This is a genomic window from Nocardia neocaledoniensis, from assembly GCF_003182135.1.
GTDB lineage: Bacteria > Actinomycetota > Actinomycetes > Mycobacteriales > Mycobacteriaceae > Nocardia > Nocardia neocaledoniensis.
This window is the reverse complement of record NZ_QGTL01000011.1, coordinates 185,015-203,766: the sequence shown is the minus strand read 5'-3', so window position 1 is coordinate 203,766 and position 18,752 is coordinate 185,015. Positions and strand designations below refer to the sequence as shown.

Here is an 18,752-nt window from a genome sequence, read left to right as displayed (position 1 = left end):
ATCCGGCCGCGACCTGCCTGCTCATCCTGCCATCCGCGACCAGGCGCAGCGACGTGACCTCCACCAATGCGCGTCCTGGGCCGCCTCTATCCTGGGAGCCATGGCACGCATCACCGGCACCTGGCTCTCCGGCAACCCCGCCGAACCGGGTGACGAGGAAACATCCGGTTACCCCGGCGAGCTCTACGGGCTGCCCAGGGAGGGCGCCGGCTCCCTCGCCCCGACCTGGCGCCGCGTCGTCGCCCTGTTCGTGGACTGGTTCATCGCGGTCGGTGTCGCGGCGGTGATCACCCGCAGCTTCGCCTCCTCGTCGATGCCGCTGCTGGTGTGGTTCGTGATCGGTGTGGCCGCGGTGACGCTGTTCGGCTTCACCCCCGGCCAGTACTTCCTGCGGCTGCGCGTGGTCCGCATCGACGCCCCGGTGGCCGTTGGCTTCGTGCGCGCGCTGGCCAGGCAGGTCCTGCTGGTGTTCGTGGTGCCCGCCCTGTTCACCGACGCCGACGGTCGCGGCATGCACGACCAGGCCACCGGCACCGCCCTGGTCAACGCCCGCTGACCGGGCGCGGCGCGGCCGCCACGGCCTTACGCTGTGGCCGTGTCACTGAATCCGGCCCTGCTGGCCGTCCGCTTTCTGCTCGAACTGATCGCCGTCGTCTCCTTCGGGGTGTACGGCTGGCGGGCGTTCGACTCGCCCTGGCGCTATCTGCTCGTCGTCGTGCTGCCGATCGCGGCCGCGGTGCTGTGGGGCACCTTCGCCGTTCCCGGCGATCCGAGCCGTAACGGCGAGGCATCGGTGCCGGTCCCCGGTCAGGCGCGTCTGCTGGTCGAGTTCGTCGTGCTCTTCGGCGGCGCGGTCGCCCTGTGGGCCGCCGGGTTGCCCCGGCTCGCGCTGGCCTCGGTGATCGTCCTGGTCGGCTATCACCTGCTGGCGTACGACCGGGTTCTGTGGCTGCTCACCGGGCGGTCCGCGAACTCCTGAGACGACACGAGCCCGGTACCTGCGATCAGGTACCGGGCTCGTCGGAAGCCGGGGGTCAGCGGCGGCGGATGGCGCGCTGCATGCCCTTCATCTTGGCGCCGGGGGGCATCGGGCCCTTCGGCATGGCGGGACCGCCGCTGCGCGAGGACAGCGCCGAGAGCCTGCCCTCGATCTGGTCGATCCGCTTGACGTCGATGTTGCGCGGCAGCTTGGTGAGGAACTTCTGCAGATCCTTGAGCGGGGTCTGGCCCTCGTCGTTGCCGACGATCACCTCGTAGATGGGGGTGTCACCGATCAGGCGGGCGGTGCGCTTCTTCTCCTGCTGGATGAGGGACTTCACCCGCTGCGGGGAACCCTCGGCGACGAAGATGACGCCGGGCAGGCCGATGACGCGGTGCACCGCGTCGAGCTGGGTGGTGGCCGCGACGCCGTTGGCCACGCGCCACTTGCCCTGCAGGTTGTCGAGCACCCACGCCGCCGCGCCCGCCTGGCCCTCGGCCTTGCGGTAGACGTTCTTCTGCACGCGGCGTCCGAAGATGATGAACGCGAACAGCACACCGAGCAGCAGACCCAGCGGCAGCAGGAACCACTGCATGTCGAAGATCAGACCGATGAGGAAGAACACGACCGTGGTGCCGACGAGCGCGCCGATCATCAGCGGCAGCAGCGCCTTGTCTTCCTTGCGCTGCATGTTGAACGCCTGCCACAACTGCTGACGTCGCTCGCGTGATGCCTGCTTACGTGCCGCTTTAGCCGCGGCCTTGGCTTCCTTCGACGGCTTGCCGCCCTTGCCTCCTGCCATGTATCTCAGCTTAGAGGGCGCGCCGCCGCCCCGTCTGACCGCATGACGCCTGCGACCCGAATCCCGCGATTCGGCCGTCTTCGGCGGCGAACGGGCCGGGCACCGGCGAGAATGCCAAGGTGCACCCGATCATCGAGAACCCGAGCAGCTCCCCCGTCACCGCCGGCGTCACCGACGAGGTCGCCGAGCGTCTGGCCGCGGCGCTGCGCTGCGCGACGGTCTCGACCGAGGACCCCGCCGACACCGCCGACGCGGAGTTCCTCCGGCTGGCCCGCCACCTCGAGGCCGCGTTCCCGCGCGTGCACGCCGAACTGACGCTGACCACCTTCGGCCACAGCAGGCTCTACCGCTGGCACGGCACCGAGCCGGGGCACGTCTCGGCGATCCTGCTCGCCCACCAGGACGTGGTCCCGGTCGACGACGCGCAGCGCTGGACCCATCCCCCGTTCGCCGGGGTGGTCGACGAGGAATTCATCTGGGGTCGCGGCGCCATCGACGACAAGAGCCGGGTGCTGGCCGTGCTCGAGGCCGTGGAGTGGGCGCTGGGCGCGGGCATCCGGCCGCGGCACACCGTCTTCCTGGCGTTCGGGCACGACGAGGAGGTCTTCGGCGACGGCGGCGCGGTGCGGATGGCCGAGTACCTGCGCGCCGAGAACGTGCGCGCCGAGCTGCTGCTCGACGAGGGCGGGGTGATCACCGACGGGGTCGCCGACGGCATCGACCGGCCGGTCGCGAGCATCATGCTCGGCGAGAAGGGGTACGCGACCGTGCGGCTGTCGGTCACCGAGACCGGCGGGCACTCCTCGATGCCGGGCAGGCAGACCGCGGTCGGGCGGCTCGCGCGTGCCGTGGCCCGAGTGCAGGACCGTCCGATGCCGCTGCGGCTCACCCCGGTGATCGCCGACATGCTCGCCCGGATGCGGGTGGCCCTGCCCGAACCGCACCGCAAGCTGCTCGAACTCACCGATACGCGCGGGCTGGCCACGCTGGCCGCGCCGCTGGTCGCACGGATCCTGGCGGCGGCCCCGAGCACCGAGGCCATGGTCCGCACGACCACCGCGCCCACCGTGATCCGCGGTGGAGTGAAGGCCAACGTGTTGCCGCAGAGTGCCGAGGCGCTGGTGAACTTCCGCATCCTGCCGGGTGATTCGGTGTCGGCCGTGCTCGCGCACTGCCGCAAGGTGATCCGCGACATCGGCGTGGCGATCGATCTCGTCGGGGCCGCCTCCGAGCCCTCGCGGGTCACCGGTCCGGGCCCCGCGTACGAGCTGATCGCCGAGCTCGCCACCGACCTGGTCCCCGGAATCGTCACCACCACCGGCCTCGTGCCCGGCGCGACCGACTCCCGCCACTACGACGGCCTGGCCGAGACGCGCTGCAATTTCGCGCCGATCGTGCTGACGGCGGCGGATCTGGCACGGATCCACGGAACCGACGAACGGATCTCCCGGCTCAACTACGCTCGACTGATCGAATTCAATCGGCGCCTGATCGCACGGCTCGCGGCGGCGTCCGCCCAGGGAGAAGGAGCGCGCCGATGACGACCGACACGGGCGAATTCGTCAGTGCCGAAGGCCGGATCGCCTGGCGCGCTTGGCTCCCGGAATCGGCCCCCAAGGCGCTGGTCGTGCTGGTGCACGGGGTCGCCGAACACTCGGGCCGCTACGAGCACGTCGGTGACGACCTGGCCGCGGCCGGGTTCGCGGTGTACGCCCTCGATCACCTCGGGCACGGCCGATCCGACGGCGCGGCGGCCAATATCGTCTCGCTGGACGCCGCGGCGGACAACGTGGCGACGATGCTGGCGTTCGCGGGCACCGCGCACCGCGGGGTGCCGTGCTTCCTGCTCGGGCATTCGATGGGCAGCCTGGTGGTCCTGCACCTGGTCACCCGCGGCCCGGTGGAGGTGGCCGGGGCGGTGCTGTCCGCGCCGCCGCTGGACATCGCGGTGGGCAATCCACTGCAGCGCCTGGCCGCGCCGCTGCTCACCCGGTTCGCCCCGAATCTCGGTGTGCTGACCCTGGACTCGTCGGCGATCAGTCGCGATCCCGAGGTGGTCCGCGCCTACGACGACGACCCGCTGGTGTACCGCGGCCGCCTGCCCGCGCGCACCGCGGTGGAGATCCTGCAGCACACCGATCTGGTGAAGAAGCGGCTCGCCACCCTCACCGCGCCCCTGCTGGTGCTGCACGGCACCGCGGACTCGATCGCCGCGCCGACGAGCGCCGACCTGCTCGAGCGGGGCACCGGCTCGTCGGACGTGACCGTCATCCGCTATCCCGGGCTGTACCACGAGGTGTTCAACGAACCCGAGCGCGATCAGGTGCTCGGCGACCTCGTCGACTGGCTCTCCGGGCACATTACTGGCGAGTAACTTGTGACCTAGTAGACTCCGCGCATGGCAACCACGACGTCCGTCGCATTCATCCGCGCCAGCTGGCACAGCTCGATCGTCAACAAGGCGCACGAGGGCTTCCAGGCCGAATTCGCCGACCTCGGGCTCGACCCCGCCGCGATCGAGGTCTTCGACGTGCCCGGCGCCTTCGAGATCCCGCTGCACGCCCAGCGCCTGGCCCGCACCGGCCGCTACGACGCGATCGTGGCCGCCGCGCTCGTCGTCGACGGCGGCATCTACCGCCACGACTTCGTCGCCACCGCGGTGATCGACGGGCTGATGCGCGTCCAGCTCGACAACGATGTGCCGGTCTTCTCCGTGGTGCTCACCCCGCACCACTTCCACGAGCACAGCGAGCACGTGGACTACTACACCAACCACTTCGTGACGAAGGGAGCCGAGGCCGCCCGCGCGGTGGCGAACACCCTCAGCTCCCTGCGATCACTGCCCGCGGCGCCCTGAATTACTTGAACTGGGTCAGGCAGGCCTGCTCCCCGTCGAGGACACCCGTGCGGAACGCCTCGAGGCGCTGGTAGCCGCTGGCGACCACCTTGCCGTTGACGTCGGCGGCCGCGAGGCCGTCGGCGAGCAGACCGGACACGGCCTCGTCGAGGTCACCGGCCGACAGACGCGGATCACTGCTCGGCTCACTGAGTTTCGTGGTCAGCGCCCCGGACAGACAGGCAGTGCGCAGGCCCGCCGACTCGGCGCCGGTCAGCGACAGCTTGCGGTCCTGCTGCACCGCGAGCGCGTAGCGGGACACGAAGACCACCGCCGCGTTGTAGTCGCCGGTGACGACCGCCGACAGCGGCTCCTCCTTGCCGCTCGCCCCCTCACCGGCGCGCTTGGCCATCGCGGGCAGGTCGGTGCCGATGGTGTTGCTGCCGGGGCAGTACGAGACCGGCTCCGTGGTGGTCGTCGACGCGCAATTGCGGGTGACGCCGCTGTAGTCGAACTTCGGCGCGTTCTGCACCGGCATGGATTTGCCGAGCTGGGTGGCCAGCGAACTCAGGTTCTCCTGGTTCACCGGCAGCTGCTGGTCGCGCTCACCCTCTTCGAAAGTGACCGGCAGGCCGCCGCGACGCTTCTCGATCTCCTCCTCGTTGATGCCCTTGCAGGAGCCCGCGCCCTCGGTGTACCCCATCTGCACCGCGGTGACCCGCTCGAAGGCCGAACCGTGCACGGCGTCGGGGTCGTTCGGGTCGCGGTCACGCACGGCGACGGTGGCGCCGAGGACGCCGTTGAGGCCGTCGGTGGTGTTGAGCGTGAAGTGCTTGGAGTTGCCCTCGGCGACGTGGCGCAGGAAGACCCCGGCCAGGCAGTCGGCCTGCTGCTCCTTCACCAGGGCGTCGGTGAGGAAGCCGCGCAGCAGATCGGCCTGGGACTGGATGGCGTGGCCGTACTCGTGGGCCAGCACCATCACCACCGCCATCTCCTTGTACTTGTTCACCAGCAGTGGCAACAGGACCGTGCGGTCCCAGCCGATGGTGTGATCGAGCGGGCAGTACGCGGCGTTGACCAGCTTGTAGGTGCTGCTCTTGCAGAACTGCACCGCCTCGGATTCGGGCGCCTTGGCCGACCAGGAGATGTACTTCGACGCGGGCTTGAAGCTGCCGCGGAAGGTCTTGGAATACTCGGTCTGCCAATACTCTTCGATATCGGCGATGGCATTGAGCGCGAGCTTGTCGATCGCGCCGTTGTCGCCGTTCTCGGCCTTCTTGTCGGTGTCGGGCACACCGGGCCGCGGGCCGCTGGGTCCGGTGCTGGACGCCGCGCCCGCCACCTCCCACGGGTTGTCCATCGTGGGCACCGCCTTGTCACTGGCTACGGTCTCGGCCGAGCAGCCCGAGACGAGCATCCCGACGCTCACCACCGCCGCGGCCACGGCCGTGCCGAATCGACGTCTGATCATTCGCTGTTCCTCCCCGGGGAATAGCCGACGCGGACGCCTTGCGGTCCGCTGTCGAGCGGCTCACATGGTAGACGACTTCGGTCAGCTGTCCATCCGCACCGAAGCCAGCACCGCGCGGTGATCGGTGCCGGGGATGGTGAGCGTGCGAACCTGTTGTGCCACTCCACCTGCGACGAGAACGTGATCGATGCCGATCACCGGTCCCCAGCGCCGATCGGCGGGGAAGGTGAGCAGGATGCCGTCGCCGGTCTGGTCGGCGGCGGAGGCGAACGGGCCGTCGAGCAGGGCGCGGTAGGCCGAATGATCGTGCGTCGCATTGAAGTCCGCGCCGACGATCGCGGGCGAGGCAGCGGCGGCGAGGATCTCGTCGACCCGGCGCATCTCGGCCGACCACGCGGCGAAGTCCAGGTTCGGGGGAATCGGGTGGAAGGCGAACACCGAGATCGGCCCGCGCTGGGGGTGTTCCATCGTGGCGGAGATGTTGCTCATGATGAAGCCGTCGTATTTCACGGTGTCGCGCAACGGGTATCGGCTGTAGATGCCGGTGCCGCCGCCACCGGAGCGCGCGGGTTCCAGGTAGGTGTAGGGCAGCAGTTCGTCCAGCCCGGCGGCGCGCAGCCGCTCGATCGCGTCGTCGGTGAGCTCCTCGGTGGTGAGCACGTCGACGTCGTTGTCCCGCACGGCCGCGACGACCGCGGCGGGGTCGGCCTGCCCGAACAGCAGATTCGACTGCAACACCACCAGCTCCGGGCCCGCGGCCGCGCGGCTCTCCGGAATGTAGGACGGCGCGACCAGCCACAGCACGCCCGCCAGCACCACCGCGCCGGCGACGGCACTGCGCCAGCCGCGCGCGATCAGCAGCAGGATCAACCCGACGACCGCGCCGAGCATCAGCCACATCGCGTCCGAGGCCAGCAGCACCATCGACTTCTGCGACCAGTTCCCGACATGCAAGACGATCCCGGCCACGGCCGTGACCAGCGCTCCCCACCCCAGGACGAGCAGGGCCCGTTCCATCCATTCACGCATCATGGGCTCACCCTAAGCAGCCGTTGTTATGGCCCGCTTATGGCGGCCTCGAGAGATCTCTGTGGGCCTACACTGGGCGCACAGAAGGGAGGCGGCATGTACCTCGAGGAATTCACGGCGGCGGGCCCGCTCACCGAGGACGCGGTCGAGGCGCTGATGACCGTCGCCGCGCGCTACACCTCCGCGCTCACCCTCACCGTCGCCGAGCGCACCGTGCAGCTGCCGGTGCTGCCCGTCTGCTGGACCGAACTGGACCTGCGCGCCGGCACCACCGTCACCGTCGAGGCCGCGCGCGGGCACCGCCCGGTCGATGCCGAGGACCGCGCCGCGCTGCGCGACTTCGTCGACACGTTCCGGCGCGCGACAGCGGCCTAGAGCGGCAGTCCGGCCTCGATCCAGTTGTAGGCCTGGATCTTCCGCGACGCCGGATCGTTGACGACCTGGTTGATCAGGTCGTTGATCTGCTCGGTGGACAGCGGATAGCCGTAGTGCTCTGCGGCACCCGCCGAGGCCCACAGCGAGGCGAACAGGCCGGGCCCGCCGAGCAGGTGGGCCAGTGCGGTGGCGACATCGTCGACCACCTCGATGACACCGTGCACCAGGGCGATGGCGATGTCCTCGTCGCCGGGTGTGGCGCCGGGGGCGAGCGCGCCCGAGGCGATCGCGCGCCGCGCCAGCCAGTCGCGCGGGACCAGCGGCGCCGGTCCGATGGTGTCGCCCAGGTAGTAGCGCCACTCCCCCGGATTGCCCTGGTCGAAGGCGTGGATGTAGAAGGTGCGGGTCAGCGCCCACAGCGCGATGTAGCGCAGCGAGACCTGCTCGGCTTCCAGGACCGCGTCGGGGCCGTCGGCGCGGTCGCGTTCGAGCAGATTCCAGGCGAACTGGAACCAGACCTGCTCGGAGTTGCCGACCCAGGTGGCGGGCAGGCGCTCGGCCAGCGCCGCGACGTCGGCGGCCGGGCCGTAGAGGCCGGTGTCGCCGGAGGCCTCCACGCGCAGATTGTCGACGTAGCCGCGCAGGGCGTCGACGGAGGTGAAGACGGCGTAGCCGAGCTGGGACAACCGGTTCAGATCGGCGTTGGCCGGTTCGAGCACCAGCACCACCGGCATGCCGACGCCCGGCTGCAGGCCCTCGGGCCAGAACGCCTCGGCGACGGCGAGTTCGCGGCCGGTGACCGGATCGGAGACCTCGCTGTCGAGCAGCGGGAACCCGAAACCGTCGGCGACCAGATCCTCGACGAGCGCGTTCACCAGGTCCACCGCGGGATCGCCGAAGCTCACCCCGGCCACGCCGACGGTGTGCAGGGTCGGCCGGTGCAGCTTGCCGGTGCGCAGCTTCTCCAGGAAGGCGTCGGCGGCGGCGGAGAGCAGCAGCCTGCGGGCGCGCAGGAACTCGCGGTAGTTCTCCACCCGCCACAGCGCCGGATCGGTCGGAATCCACTGCGAGGCCAGCACTCCCGGATGGCGGCGCTCCACCTCGGCGAGGTAGTCGGCCGGCTCGCGCTCGCCCAGCTCGGCCTCGGAGCCGGGGCTCAGGAAGCAGAAGTTGGCGATGGCGTTGATCTCGTTGCGCTCGTACCCCGCGTCGCGCAGCGTCGTCTTCGGGAACAGGTAGTGCACCTGCACCGGGCTGCGCTCGCCGAGCTGCTCGATGCCCAGCTCGGAGCCGGTGCCCAGGTCGCGGGAGCCGTCGACCCTGGTGAGCAGGTAGAGCAGCGGGTAGAACCGCGAGCCGCGGGTGGCGCCGCCGAAATCGTCGGCGCACAGGTCGAGCGAGCCGCCGCGCAGGCGTTCCAGCGAGGCGATGAGGGCGTTGATGCCGCCGCGTTCGAGGGTCTCGTAGTCCTGCTGCAGGAAGGTCTCGGTGGAACCGCTGAACCGCCCCCACAGCGCGGAATGGATGTACCAGTACAGCACCCGGTCGCGGTGCAGGTCGTCGTCGAAGCGGCCGCCGTTGAGGAACAGCAGCCGGGTGATCACCGGAACCGCGTAGCGCCCCATCAGGACTCGATCGTGATCGAGGCCGAGCCGGCCCGCCACGGTGTCGAGGAAGGTGTCGACCTGGGTCGCCGTGGCGGCCAGGGCCTGCTCGAACTCCGCGGGCGACAGATCGCCGAGCGCGTCGAAGTGGGCGCGGCCGTTGCCGACGGCGATCACGTTGCGCAGCAGCCAGTCCAGGGTGAAGGTGTAGCCCTCCTTGTCCCAGCGGATCAGATGGTCGCGCAGATTGCCGCGCGCCTGCGGCCACTGCGCGCACAGCGTCGCCAGGGCCAGGTCGCCCTTGGACAGCTTGGTGCCGCCGGAGTTCACCCGGTTGAAGATGTCGACCACCTCGTCGACCGTGCGGTCGGAACCGGTGATGGTCTCGACGTTGAATTCGCGGTGGGTGATCTCGCGCAGCTTGTTCAGCCGGTCCAGGTAGGCGGCCAGCGTCTCCGGCTCGACCTCGGTGAACCGGGGCAGGTAGTGCACCGGTCCCTGTGCGAACAGCTCGGTGACATCGATCCAGGTCGGCGCGGTGTCGCGACCGGGCACCTGGAACTCGAAAACCTCACGGTCCACATCGAAGTGGAGCCCGGTGAAGGCCACCGCGTCGCCTTCGAAGAACGACGGCGCCCGGCCGCGGATGATGCCGTAGAGGGTGGTGATGCGCTGCTGGCCGTCGAGCAGCAGCTGCCGCAGCCCCGATCCCCCGCCCGCGCCGCGCACCGCGATGTCCTCGGATCCGGTCTCCCACACCAGCAATCCGCCGACCGGATACCCGAGGTACAGCGACCGCATGAGCCCGCGCACCTGGTCCCTGTTCCACACGTAACCGCGCTGGAATTCGGGCAGCAGCACCGCTCCGGAGTCGATCTGGTCGAGCAGGGAGGACAGACGTGTCACGGCAGCCTTTCGATCGCGATCCGGTAGCGCAAGCGCTCCATCGTTGCACGGATCGTACCGACATACCCCGACGCGCCAGCGGCCGAACAGAACTCGCGACGGCGCGGTCGCGGGGCTACTCGCCGGTCACCGCCGCGCGGAACGCGTCCGAGGCGTAGAACGGCGCCAGCCTGCGGCGGATCACGGTGTCGAGATAGCCACGCTCATCGAGCTTTCCGAGCACCGACGGCCCGAACCGCAGGGCCTCCTCGATGAGATCGGCGCGGCTGATGCCCAGCTCGGTGAGCAGCTCGGCCAGCGGGGTGTCGCCGTACTTGTCGAAGACGTGATCGATGCCCTCGTCGAGCAGGGCGTGGAAGTAGTCGGTGTCGCGGAAGGTGCGCCAGAACTCGAAGGTGAGGACGACGGCGTCCTCCACGTCGTTGGCCGAGACGAGATCGCGGAACGAACCGATGGCGTGGTCGGTGTGTTTGCGCCAGGTCTCGCGTGCGGTGTCGAGCAGCACCTCGTCGGCCTCGTCGCGGTTGCCGCGCAGTACGAAGCGCGCCCCGGTGCGGGTGATCCGGCCGACGCCGTTCTCGATGGCCGGCAGCGCGGGCTCGGCCAGCCGGGCCAGCGCGCCACGCAGCGATCCGGCCAGGCCGTGGCCGTCGGCGTGCCTGTTCTCGTCGACGGCGGCCACGACCGCGCGCTGCACGGCTTCGACACAGGCGTCGACGGTGACGGGGCTGCTCAGCACCAGGCGCACGAGCCGGTGGGTCACCTCCATGTCGGCCACGGCCGAGACCAGCTCGTCGAAGCGCCGGTCGTCGACGACCTCGCCCACCGGGATCTCGTCCTGGGCCTGGTGGTGGTAGAGCCGGGCGGCGATCTCGCCGACCAGTTCGGGGATGGCGCCCTCGACCGGGATCTGCACGGCGTACTTGTGCGCCACGCCCTTGATCTGCTCGCGCGTGACCGCCTCGGCCAGGGTCAGTTCCTGCGCCTCGGCGAGCAGGCCGTCGACCTCCTCGGTGGCGAGTTCCAGGAACCCCACGGGCCGCAGCAGCTGGTCCTTGGTGAAGGCCACGTGCGCGTCGAGCACCCGCAGGGCGAGGTCGTGGTGTCCGGCAGGCTGGTCGTTGGTCGCACCCATGCGCCCAGCGTGTCACATCCGGCGGGCGACAGCCGCGACACGCGGACAGACTCCGCCCAGATCGCGGTGTCGAAGGTCGCATTGCACAGTTTGCCGGTGAGTATGGCATACTGGGCTGCTGAGACTGGGCTGATCACAGAGATCGCCATGGCTCACCTACGGAAAAGACTTAGAAACACCATGACTCAAGGCACTGTTAAGTGGTTCAACGGCGAGAAGGGCTTCGGCTTCATCGCCCAAGACGGAGGCGGCCCCGACGTCTTCGTGCATTACTCGGCCATCAGCGGCTCGGGCTTCAAGTCCCTCGAAGAGGGTCAGCGCGTGGAGTTCGAGGTCGGCCAGGGCCAGAAGGGCCCCCAGGCTCAGGATGTCCGCTCCATCTGATTCGACTGTGAATCCGATTCGAGCGTGAATCCGGAAAGGCCCCGCACCGATGGTGCGGGGCCTTTCTCATGCTCACTCGCCCCCGAACACCCGCTCGACGACCGCCTTCGCGCGCCGCGTGATCCGCATGTAGTTGTCGAGGAACTCGCTGCCGTCGTCATTGGGCCACCCGGCGACCTTGGCCACCGCCGACAGCAGCTTGCCCGGACCGGGCAGCTGGTCGGTCGGCTTGCCTTTGACCAGGACGAGCGCGTTCCGCGCCGCCGTCGCCGCGAGCCACGATTCCCGCAGCAGCGCAACGTCTTCGGGCTCCAGGATGCCTTCGGACTCGATGACGTCGAGCGCCTGCAGGGTCGAGGTGTTGTGCAGCGCGGGCACCTCGTGGGCGTGCCGCAGCTGCAGTAGTTGGACCGTCCACTCGATGTCGGCCAGGCCGCCTCGGCCGAGTTTGGTGTGCGTGGCCGGGTTGGCGCCGCGCGGCAGTCGCTCGGAGTCGACGCGGGCCTTGATCCGGCGGATCTCGCGGACCGCCTCGGCCGACACCCCGCCGGCCGGGTACCGGATCGGGTCGATGACGTGCAGGAACCGCACCCCCAGGTCCTGATCGCCTGCCACCTGGTGCGCGCGCAGCAGCGCCTGCACCTCCCACGGCTGGGCCCACTGGCCGTAGTAGGCCTGATAGGCCGCCAGCGTGCGGACCAGGGCACCGTTGCGGCCCTCCGGGCGCAGGCCGGCGTCGACCTGGAGCGGCGGGTCGGTGCTCGGCGCCCCGAGCAGGCGCTGGACCTTCTCGGCCACGCCGTTGGCCCACTTGACCGCAGTCGTCTCGTCCTCCCCCGGGCGGGGATCGCACACGAACAGCACGTCGGCGTCGGAGCCGTAACCGAGTTCCATGCCGCCGAGGCGGCCCATACCGATCACCGCCATGTCAGCGGGGGCGGGCCCACCGCGTTCGGCCTCCGAGGCCCGGATGACGGCGCTGAGCGCGGCCTCGAGCACCGCCACCCACACCGACGACAGCGCGGCGCACACCTGCGGCACGTCGAGCATGCCGAGCAGATCCGCCGAGGCCACCCGCGCCAGTTCGTGCCTGCGCAGCGACCTGGCCGCCGCGACGGCGCGCGCCGGGTCGTCGTAGCGGGCCGCCGCGGTCTGGATGCCGCGGGCGACGTCGACGGGTTGCGGGCCGAGCAGCTGTGGACCACCCGGCCCGTCGGCGTACATCCGGATGGTCTCCGGCGCGTTGATCAGCAGATCGGGCAGGTACTCCGAGGAGCCGAGCACGATCATCAGGCGCTGGGCGATGGCGCCCTCGTCGCGCAGTTCGCGCAGGAACCAGATCTGGTCGTCGAGGCCCTCGGAGATGCGGCGGTAGGCGAGCAGGCCCGCGTCGGGATTCGGTGTGTCGCCGAGCCATTCGAGCAGGGTCGGCAACAGCAGGGCCTGGATGCGGCCCTTGCGGGAGACACCGCCGGTGAGCGCCTTGAGGTGCCCGAGCGCGTTCGCGGGGGCGGCGTAGCCGAGGGCGGCGAGCTGACGGACGGCGGCGTCGGGGCTCAGGCGCAGCGCGTCGGAGTCGAGCCGGGCGACCGAGTCGAGCAGCGGCCGGTAGAACAGCTTCGCGTGCAACCGCCGCACCCGCATCGAATTACGGCGGATCTCGGTCTCCAGCACGCCGACCGCGTCCTGGCGACCGTCGGGCCGGATGTGCGCGGCGCGCGCCAGCCAGCGCATCCCCTCCTCGTCGTCACCGGCGGGCAGGGTGTGGGTGCGCTTGAGGCGCTGCAGCTGCAGCCGGTGCTCGAGCAGGCGCAGGAACTCGTAGGAGGCGGTGAGGTTCGCGGCGTCCTCACGGCCGACGTAGCCGCCCGCCGCGAGCGCGGTCAGCGCCTCGACGGTGTTGGTGACGTGCAGGGCCTCGTCGACCCGGCCGTGCACCAATTGCAGGAGCTGCACGGCGAATTCGACATCGCGCAGGCTGCCCGCGCCGAGCTTGAGCTCACGCTCGCGCAGGTCGGCGGGGACCAGGTCCTCCACCCGGCGGCGCATGGCCTGCACGTCGGCGACGAAGTCGGGGCGCTCGGAGGCGGTCCACACCATCGGCATCAACGCGTCGCGGTACTGCTGTCCCAGCTCCAGATCGCCGGTCATCGGCCGGTTCTTCAACAGCGCCTGGAACTCCCAGGTGCGGGCCCAGCGCTTGTAGTACGCGAGATGGGAGTCGAGGGTGCGCACCAGCGCGCCCGCCTTGCCCTCGGGACGCAGGGCGGCGTCGACGTCGAAGAAGGCCGAGCTGCCCACGCTCATCATCTCCGCGGCCAGCCGGGTGGCGGTCGCGTCGGCCGGTTCGGCGACGAACACCACGTCGACATCGCTGACGTAGTTCAGTTCGCGCGCACCGCATTTGCCCATCGCGAGGACCGCCAGCCGCACCGGCACCGGCCCGTTCTTGCAGACCCGCGCGACCGCGACCGACAGCGCCGCGGTGAGCGCGGCGTCGGCGAGATCCGACAGCTGCCTGCCGACCACCTGGTAGGGCGGCACCGGCTCGTTCTCGACGGTGGCGGCCAGGTCGATCGCGGCCAGCAGCATCAGCTGATCGCGATACCTGCCGCGCAGCAACGCGATCGCCTCCGGGCCCGCGATCTCGGCCCGGAACAGCATGGGTCCGGCGTTGGGTCCGGTCTCCGGACGCGCGTCGACCGCGTCGAGCAGATCGGCGACGACCTCCTCGCGCTCGGGAAGATGCTTGCGGCGCAAGATCTTCCACGCTTCGGGCGTCGCGACGAGGTGATCGCCGAACGCCGTCGAGGAACCGAGCAGCCCGAACAGCCTGCCGCGCAGGGTCGTCTCGGAGCGGATCGCCGAATCCAGTTCGGCCCAGCCGTCACCGAGCGATTCCCGTAGCCGCAGGAGGGTGGCCAACGCGAGATCGGCGTCGGGCGAACGCGACAGGGCCCAGAGCACGGGCACGCCGTCGACGTTGTCCCAGCCGAGCTGGCGCAGGGAATCCGCCGCGGTGGGCTCCAGCAGGCCGAGCCTGCCGACGCCGGGAACAGCGGAACGGGCAGTCGGTGGCCGGACCATGCCCTAAAAATACCTCGTCGGGGTCACCGCCACGTCACCGTCACAGGCTGAGGTATTCCTCGAGCTCCCACGGGGTGACCTTGCTGCGGTAATCGGCCCATTCGCGGCGCTTGTTGCGCAGGAAGAAGTCGAAGACGTGCTCGCCGAGGGTCTCGGCGACCAGCTCCGAACGCTCCATCGCCTGCAGCGCCTCGTCGAGGGTGCCGGGCAGCGAGCGGAAGCCCATGGCGCGGCGCTCGGCGTCGGTCAGCGACCACACGTCGTCCTCGGCCTCGGGCGGCAGCTCGTAGCCCTTCTCGATGCCGCGCAGCCCGGCCGCGAGCAGCACCGCGAAGGTCAGGTACGGGTTGCAGGCCGAATCGGGGCTGCGGATCTCGACGCGGCGCGAGGAGGTCTTGTTCGGGGTGTACATCGGCACCCGGACCAGCGCGGACCGGTTCGACCGGCCCCACGAGGCCGCCGTCGGCGCCTCGCCGCCGTGGATCAGGCGCTTGTAGGAGTTGACCCACTGGTTGGTGATGGCGCTGATCTCGGGCGCGTGCTCGAGGATGCCCGCGATGAACGAGCGGGCGGTCTGCGACAGGTTGTCCGGGTCGTCCAGGTCGGCGAAGGCGTTGTTCTCGCCCTCGAACAGGCTCATGTGGGTGTGCATGGCCGAGCCCGGGTACTGCGAGAACGGCTTGGGCATGAACGTCGCGCGCACGCCCTCGTCGATCGCGACCTCCTTGATGAGGTAGCGGAAGGTCATCACGTTGTCGGCCATCGACAGGGCGTCGGCGTAGCGCAGGTCGATCTCCTGCTGGCCGGGCGCGCCCTCGTGGTGGCTGAACTCGACCGAGATGCCCATCGACTCCAGCGCGTCGATGGCGTGGCGCCGGAAGTTCGGGGCGGCGTCGTGCACGGCCTGGTCGAAGAAGCCGCCGTTGTCGGCGGGGACCGGCTTGCCGTCCTTGAGGCCGTTCTCCAGCAGGAAGAACTCGATCTCGGGGTGCACGTAGCAGCTGAAGCCGACGTCGGCGGCCTTGTTCAGCTGACGGCGCAGCACGTGGCGCGGGTCGGCCCAGGACGGGGAGCCGTCGGGCATGGTGATGTCGCAGAACATGCGCGCGGAGTGCTGGTGACCCTTCGAGCTGGCCCAGGGCAGCACCTGGAAGGTCGACGGATCGGGCCGGGCGACCATGTCCGCCTCGGACACGCGCGCGAAGCCCTCGATGGCCGAGCCGTCGAAGCCGATGCCCTCTTCGAAGGCGCCTTCGAGCTCGGCGGGTGCGATGGCCACCGACTTGAGGTAGCCGAGCACATCGGTGAACCAGAGCCGTACGAAGCGGATGTCCCGCTCTTCGAGCGTCCGCAGCACGAATTCCTTCTGGCGATCCATAGGGGCGAGCGTAAGCACCCGGCGTTAAATCCGTGTTACATCGCTGCTCGGGTTTGCGATCAGGTCATCTTCCGCGCACATCTCACCAGCGCTGACGGCGCGAAGTGATCGGTACGCCGGTCTCAGCAGGTGAGCCCGGGCTCGGGCGCGGCGAGCTCGACCAGGTAGTCGATCACGGCCGAATCGAGGCAACGATCGCCCGCGACCAGGGCCGCGGTGTGCCGGTTGCCGCGGAAGGTGATCAGGGCGGCGCCGAGCTGATCGGCCAGGTCGACACCGGCCTGGTACGGCGTGGCCGGGTCCTCGGTGGTCGAGACGACGACGGTGGTCGGCAGGCCCGGCGCCGACACCCGGTGCGGCGTGCTGGTGTTGGGTACCGGCCAGGAGGCGCACAGTTCCAGCGGGGCGGCGCCGGTGCCTCTGCCGTCGTCGAGGAACGGGGCGGCCCTGCGGTATTCGGTGTCCTGGCGGCCGACGATCGCGCGATCGGTGACGCGCGGGTCGTCGACGCAGCGGATGGCGTTGAAGGCGTCCTGGATGTTGGCGTAGCTGCCGTCGGCGCGGCGCCCGTCGTACTGGTCGGCCAGTTGCAGCAGCGTGTCGCCGTGGCCGTCGCGCAGTTCGGTGAGGCCCTGGGACAGTACGTTCCACAGGTCGTCGGTGTAGAGGGCCTGCTGGACGCCGGTGATCGCGTCGCCGTAGCTGAGGCCGCGCGGGTCGGCGGTCGCGGCCGGAGTGTCGGCCAGCGGCGCCACCAGCGCGCGGAACCTGGCCACCGCCTGGGCCGGATCGGTGCCGAGCGGGCACTCGGGGTTCTGCGCGCAGTCGGCGGCGTAGGCGTTGAACACGCCCTGGAACCCGGCCGCCTGGCGCAGCGACTCCTGCACCGGGTCCTGGGAGGAGTCGACGGCGCCGTCGAGGACGAGGGCGCGCACGTGCTGCGGATACTTCTCGGCGTAGGCCGAGCCGAGCCGGGTGCCGTAGGAGTAGCCGAGGTAGCTCAGCTTCGCGTCGCCGAGCACCGCGCGCAGCACGTCCATGTCCTGGACGACCTCCCTGGTACCGACGTGGCCGAGCAGGTCGAGGCCACTGCGCTGGGCGCACCGGTCGGCGTACTCACGGTTGTCGGCCTCGGCGGCGGCGATGCCCTCCGGGGTGTTGTCGATCGGCGGTTCGGCGCGTTCGGCGTCGGCCTGCTCCGGGGTCAGGCAGACGATCGCGGGCAGTGAGGAGCCGACGCCGCGCGGGTCGAAACCGACGCGGTCGAACTTCTCGGCCAGCGCGGTGCGGTTGCCGACGGCGACCGTGGAGAGCCCGGAGACGCCGGGGCCGCCGGGGTTGAGCAGCAGCGAGCCGATCTTCTCGCCGGAGGCCGGGATCCGTGACAGCGCGATCTGTGCGGTCGCGCCGTCCGGCTGCGCGTAATCGATCGGCACGGTGACTCTGGCGCATTCGGTTCTGGGCGGCAGCCGGTCCTCGGGACCACCGAATCCCTCGCACGAACCCCATTCGAGGGGTTGTTCGTAGAACTTCTCCAGGCCGGCGGGCGGCGGCGGCAGCTCCGCGCGGGAGGCGCTGTCGTCGGTGACCGCGCACCCGGAAACGGTCAGCGCGCACAGGGCGCCGAAGAGCACGACGAGCCGGCCTCGCTGCACAGTGGGCCCACCTTTCCGCGCCGCACGGCGCACAACACGATGCGCCCGATCCGCTCGACTGGGCTGGTTTCACGGTAGCCGAACCGGCGCTGTGACCGATCACACCGGGTGCGGCCCTTAAATCGGCTCGGCCCGAGGTGGCACACTGGTTTCGTCAGAAAAACCCGGGGACCCGATTCGGGCCTCGAGGAACCAGACGAAAGAGGGACGATGATGTCCGATTCCGCTGAGCAGACCCCTGCCTACGGTGCCGCTCCCGCCGAGACCAAGCCCCGCCGCAAGACCCGCGTCCAGCATCTGCAGCAGATGAAGGCCGAGGGCGAGCGCTGGTCGATGCTGACGGCCTACGACTACTCCTCCGCGCGCCTGTTCGAGGAAGCGGGCATTCCGGTCCTGCTGGTGGGCGACTCCGCCGCCAACGTGGTGTACGGCTACGACACCACCGTGCCGATCACCGTCGACGAGCTCATCCCGCTGGTGCGCGGCGTCGTCCGCGGCGCGCCGCACGCGCTCGTCGTCGCCGACCTGCCCTTCGGCACCTACGAGTCCTCGCCGCAGCAGGCGCTGGCGACCGCCACCCGGTTCATGAAGGAGGGCGGCGCGCACGCGGTGAAGCTCGAGGGCGGCGAACGCGTCGCCGAGCAGATCGCGCTGATCACCGCCGCCGGCATTCCGGTGATGGCGCACATCGGGTTCACCCCGCAGAGCGTGAACACCCTGGGCGGGTTCCGGGTACAGGGCCGTGGCGACGGCGCCGAGCAGCTCATCGCCGACGCGCTCGCCGTACAGGAAGCCGGCGCGTTCTCCGTCGTCATGGAGATGGTCCCGGCCGAGCTGGCGGGCCAGGTCACCCGCAAGCTCACGATCCCGACCGTCGGCATCGGCGCGGGCGCCGACTGCGACGCGCAGGTGCTGGTCTGGCAGGACATGGCGGGCTACACCAGCGGCAAGACCGCCAAGTTCGTCAAGCGCTTCGGCAAGGTCGGCGACGAACTGCGCGCGGCCGCCGCGGCCTACGCCGACGAGGTCCGCCGGGGCACCTTCCCCGGTCCCGAGCACAGCTTCTGAGGCGAGCGCCGGCGCCTCACCGCGCCGGCAGGTGGCAGACTCG

Annotated in this window: 16 protein-coding genes; 8 read left to right on the top strand and 8 right to left on the bottom strand. The window is 70.3% G+C overall.

Annotated features, from left to right (window positions below; all coding sequences use genetic code 11):
- The first annotated feature begins 100 nt into the window (after positions 1-100).
- Both DFR69_RS26175 and DFR69_RS26170 read left to right on the top strand, forming a co-directional pair.
- Complete coding sequence (locus DFR69_RS26175) at positions 101-556, top strand: RDD family protein (protein ID WP_110040284.1); 456 nt, start codon at positions 101-103, stop codon at positions 554-556.
- 39 nt (positions 557-595) lie between these two features.
- Positions 596-979: a YrdB family protein gene (locus DFR69_RS26170; protein ID WP_110040335.1), complete on the top strand. Its 384-nt coding sequence runs from the start codon at positions 596-598 to the stop codon at positions 977-979.
- A 55-nt stretch (positions 980-1,034) separates the two neighbouring features.
- Here DFR69_RS26170 and DFR69_RS26165 read toward each other — a convergent pair whose 3' ends face one another.
- Complete coding sequence (locus DFR69_RS26165; protein ID WP_110040283.1) at positions 1,035-1,781, bottom strand: DUF4191 domain-containing protein; 747 nt, start codon at positions 1,779-1,781, stop codon at positions 1,035-1,037.
- Positions 1,782-1,900: 119 nt separating this feature from the next.
- Here DFR69_RS26165 and DFR69_RS26160 point away from each other — a divergent pair, with 119 nt between their 5' ends.
- Genes DFR69_RS26160 through DFR69_RS26150 form a run of 3 tightly spaced genes read left to right on the top strand, consistent with a single transcriptional unit; the run spans position 1,901 to position 4,638 of the window.
- Positions 1,901-3,322 carry a M20/M25/M40 family metallo-hydrolase gene (locus tag DFR69_RS26160; protein WP_110040282.1) on the top strand — a complete coding sequence of 474 codons (1,422 nt, stop codon included), beginning with the start codon at positions 1,901-1,903 and terminating at the stop codon, positions 3,320-3,322.
- A complete protein-coding gene (locus DFR69_RS26155; RefSeq protein ID WP_110040281.1) occupies positions 3,319-4,155 on the top strand; it encodes an alpha/beta hydrolase in 837 nt (278 codons plus the stop codon). The genes DFR69_RS26160 and DFR69_RS26155 overlap by 4 nt, the downstream gene beginning before the upstream one ends.
- A 24-nt stretch (positions 4,156-4,179) precedes the next feature.
- Complete coding sequence (locus DFR69_RS26150; RefSeq protein ID WP_110040280.1) at positions 4,180-4,638, top strand: 6,7-dimethyl-8-ribityllumazine synthase; 459 nt, start codon at positions 4,180-4,182, stop codon at positions 4,636-4,638.
- Between the two features lies 1 nt (position 4,639).
- On the opposite strand, the gene DFR69_RS26145 is transcribed toward DFR69_RS26150, so the two are convergent.
- Both DFR69_RS26145 and DFR69_RS26140 read right to left on the bottom strand, forming a co-directional pair.
- Positions 4,640-6,088 (bottom strand): neutral zinc metallopeptidase, encoded by a 1,449-nt coding sequence (locus DFR69_RS26145; protein ID WP_110040279.1) that lies wholly within the window; start codon positions 6,086-6,088, stop codon positions 4,640-4,642.
- Positions 6,089-6,169: 81 nt separating this feature from the next.
- Complete coding sequence (locus tag DFR69_RS26140) at positions 6,170-7,120, bottom strand: endonuclease/exonuclease/phosphatase family protein (protein WP_110040278.1); 951 nt, start codon at positions 7,118-7,120, stop codon at positions 6,170-6,172.
- Positions 7,121-7,213: 93 nt separating this feature from the next.
- Here DFR69_RS26140 and DFR69_RS26135 point away from each other — a divergent pair, with 93 nt between their 5' ends.
- Positions 7,214-7,492, top strand: coding sequence for a hypothetical protein (locus DFR69_RS26135; protein ID WP_110040277.1), 279 nt, complete (start codon positions 7,214-7,216; stop codon positions 7,490-7,492).
- Here DFR69_RS26135 and DFR69_RS26130 read toward each other — a convergent pair.
- Positions 7,489-10,002, bottom strand: coding sequence for a GmrSD restriction endonuclease domain-containing protein (locus tag DFR69_RS26130; protein WP_110040276.1), 2,514 nt, complete (start codon positions 10,000-10,002; stop codon positions 7,489-7,491). The genes DFR69_RS26135 and DFR69_RS26130 overlap by 4 nt on opposite strands.
- A 115-nt stretch (positions 10,003-10,117) precedes the next feature.
- Positions 10,118-11,137 (bottom strand): hypothetical protein, encoded by a 1,020-nt coding sequence (locus DFR69_RS26125; RefSeq protein WP_110040275.1) that lies wholly within the window; start codon positions 11,135-11,137, stop codon positions 10,118-10,120.
- Between the two features lie 180 nt (positions 11,138-11,317).
- Here DFR69_RS26125 and DFR69_RS26120 point away from each other — a divergent pair, with 180 nt between their 5' ends.
- Entirely contained in the window at positions 11,318-11,521 is a 204-nt protein-coding gene (locus tag DFR69_RS26120) for a cold-shock protein (RefSeq protein WP_110040334.1), read from the top strand.
- 72 nt (positions 11,522-11,593) lie between these two features.
- Here DFR69_RS26120 and DFR69_RS26115 read toward each other — a convergent pair whose 3' ends face one another.
- The 3 genes from DFR69_RS26115 to DFR69_RS26105 form a co-directional block, all read right to left on the bottom strand.
- Positions 11,594-14,608, bottom strand: coding sequence for a bifunctional [glutamine synthetase] adenylyltransferase/[glutamine synthetase]-adenylyl-L-tyrosine phosphorylase (locus tag DFR69_RS26115; RefSeq protein WP_110040274.1), 3,015 nt, complete (start codon positions 14,606-14,608; stop codon positions 11,594-11,596).
- Between the two features lie 40 nt (positions 14,609-14,648).
- A complete protein-coding gene (locus DFR69_RS26110) occupies positions 14,649-15,986 on the bottom strand; it encodes a glutamine synthetase family protein (protein WP_110040273.1) in 1,338 nt (445 codons plus the stop codon).
- A 122-nt stretch (positions 15,987-16,108) separates the two neighbouring features.
- Complete coding sequence (locus tag DFR69_RS26105; protein WP_244198466.1) at positions 16,109-17,641, bottom strand: alpha/beta hydrolase; 1,533 nt, start codon at positions 17,639-17,641, stop codon at positions 16,109-16,111.
- Between the two features lie 213 nt (positions 17,642-17,854).
- On the opposite strand from DFR69_RS26105, the gene panB reads away from it, so the two are divergent.
- The gene (panB, locus tag DFR69_RS26100; protein WP_110040333.1) at positions 17,855-18,709 is read left to right on the top strand and encodes a 3-methyl-2-oxobutanoate hydroxymethyltransferase; all 855 of its coding nucleotides are present in this window, start codon (positions 17,855-17,857) and stop codon (positions 18,707-18,709) included.
- Positions 18,710-18,752 lie beyond the last annotated feature (43 nt).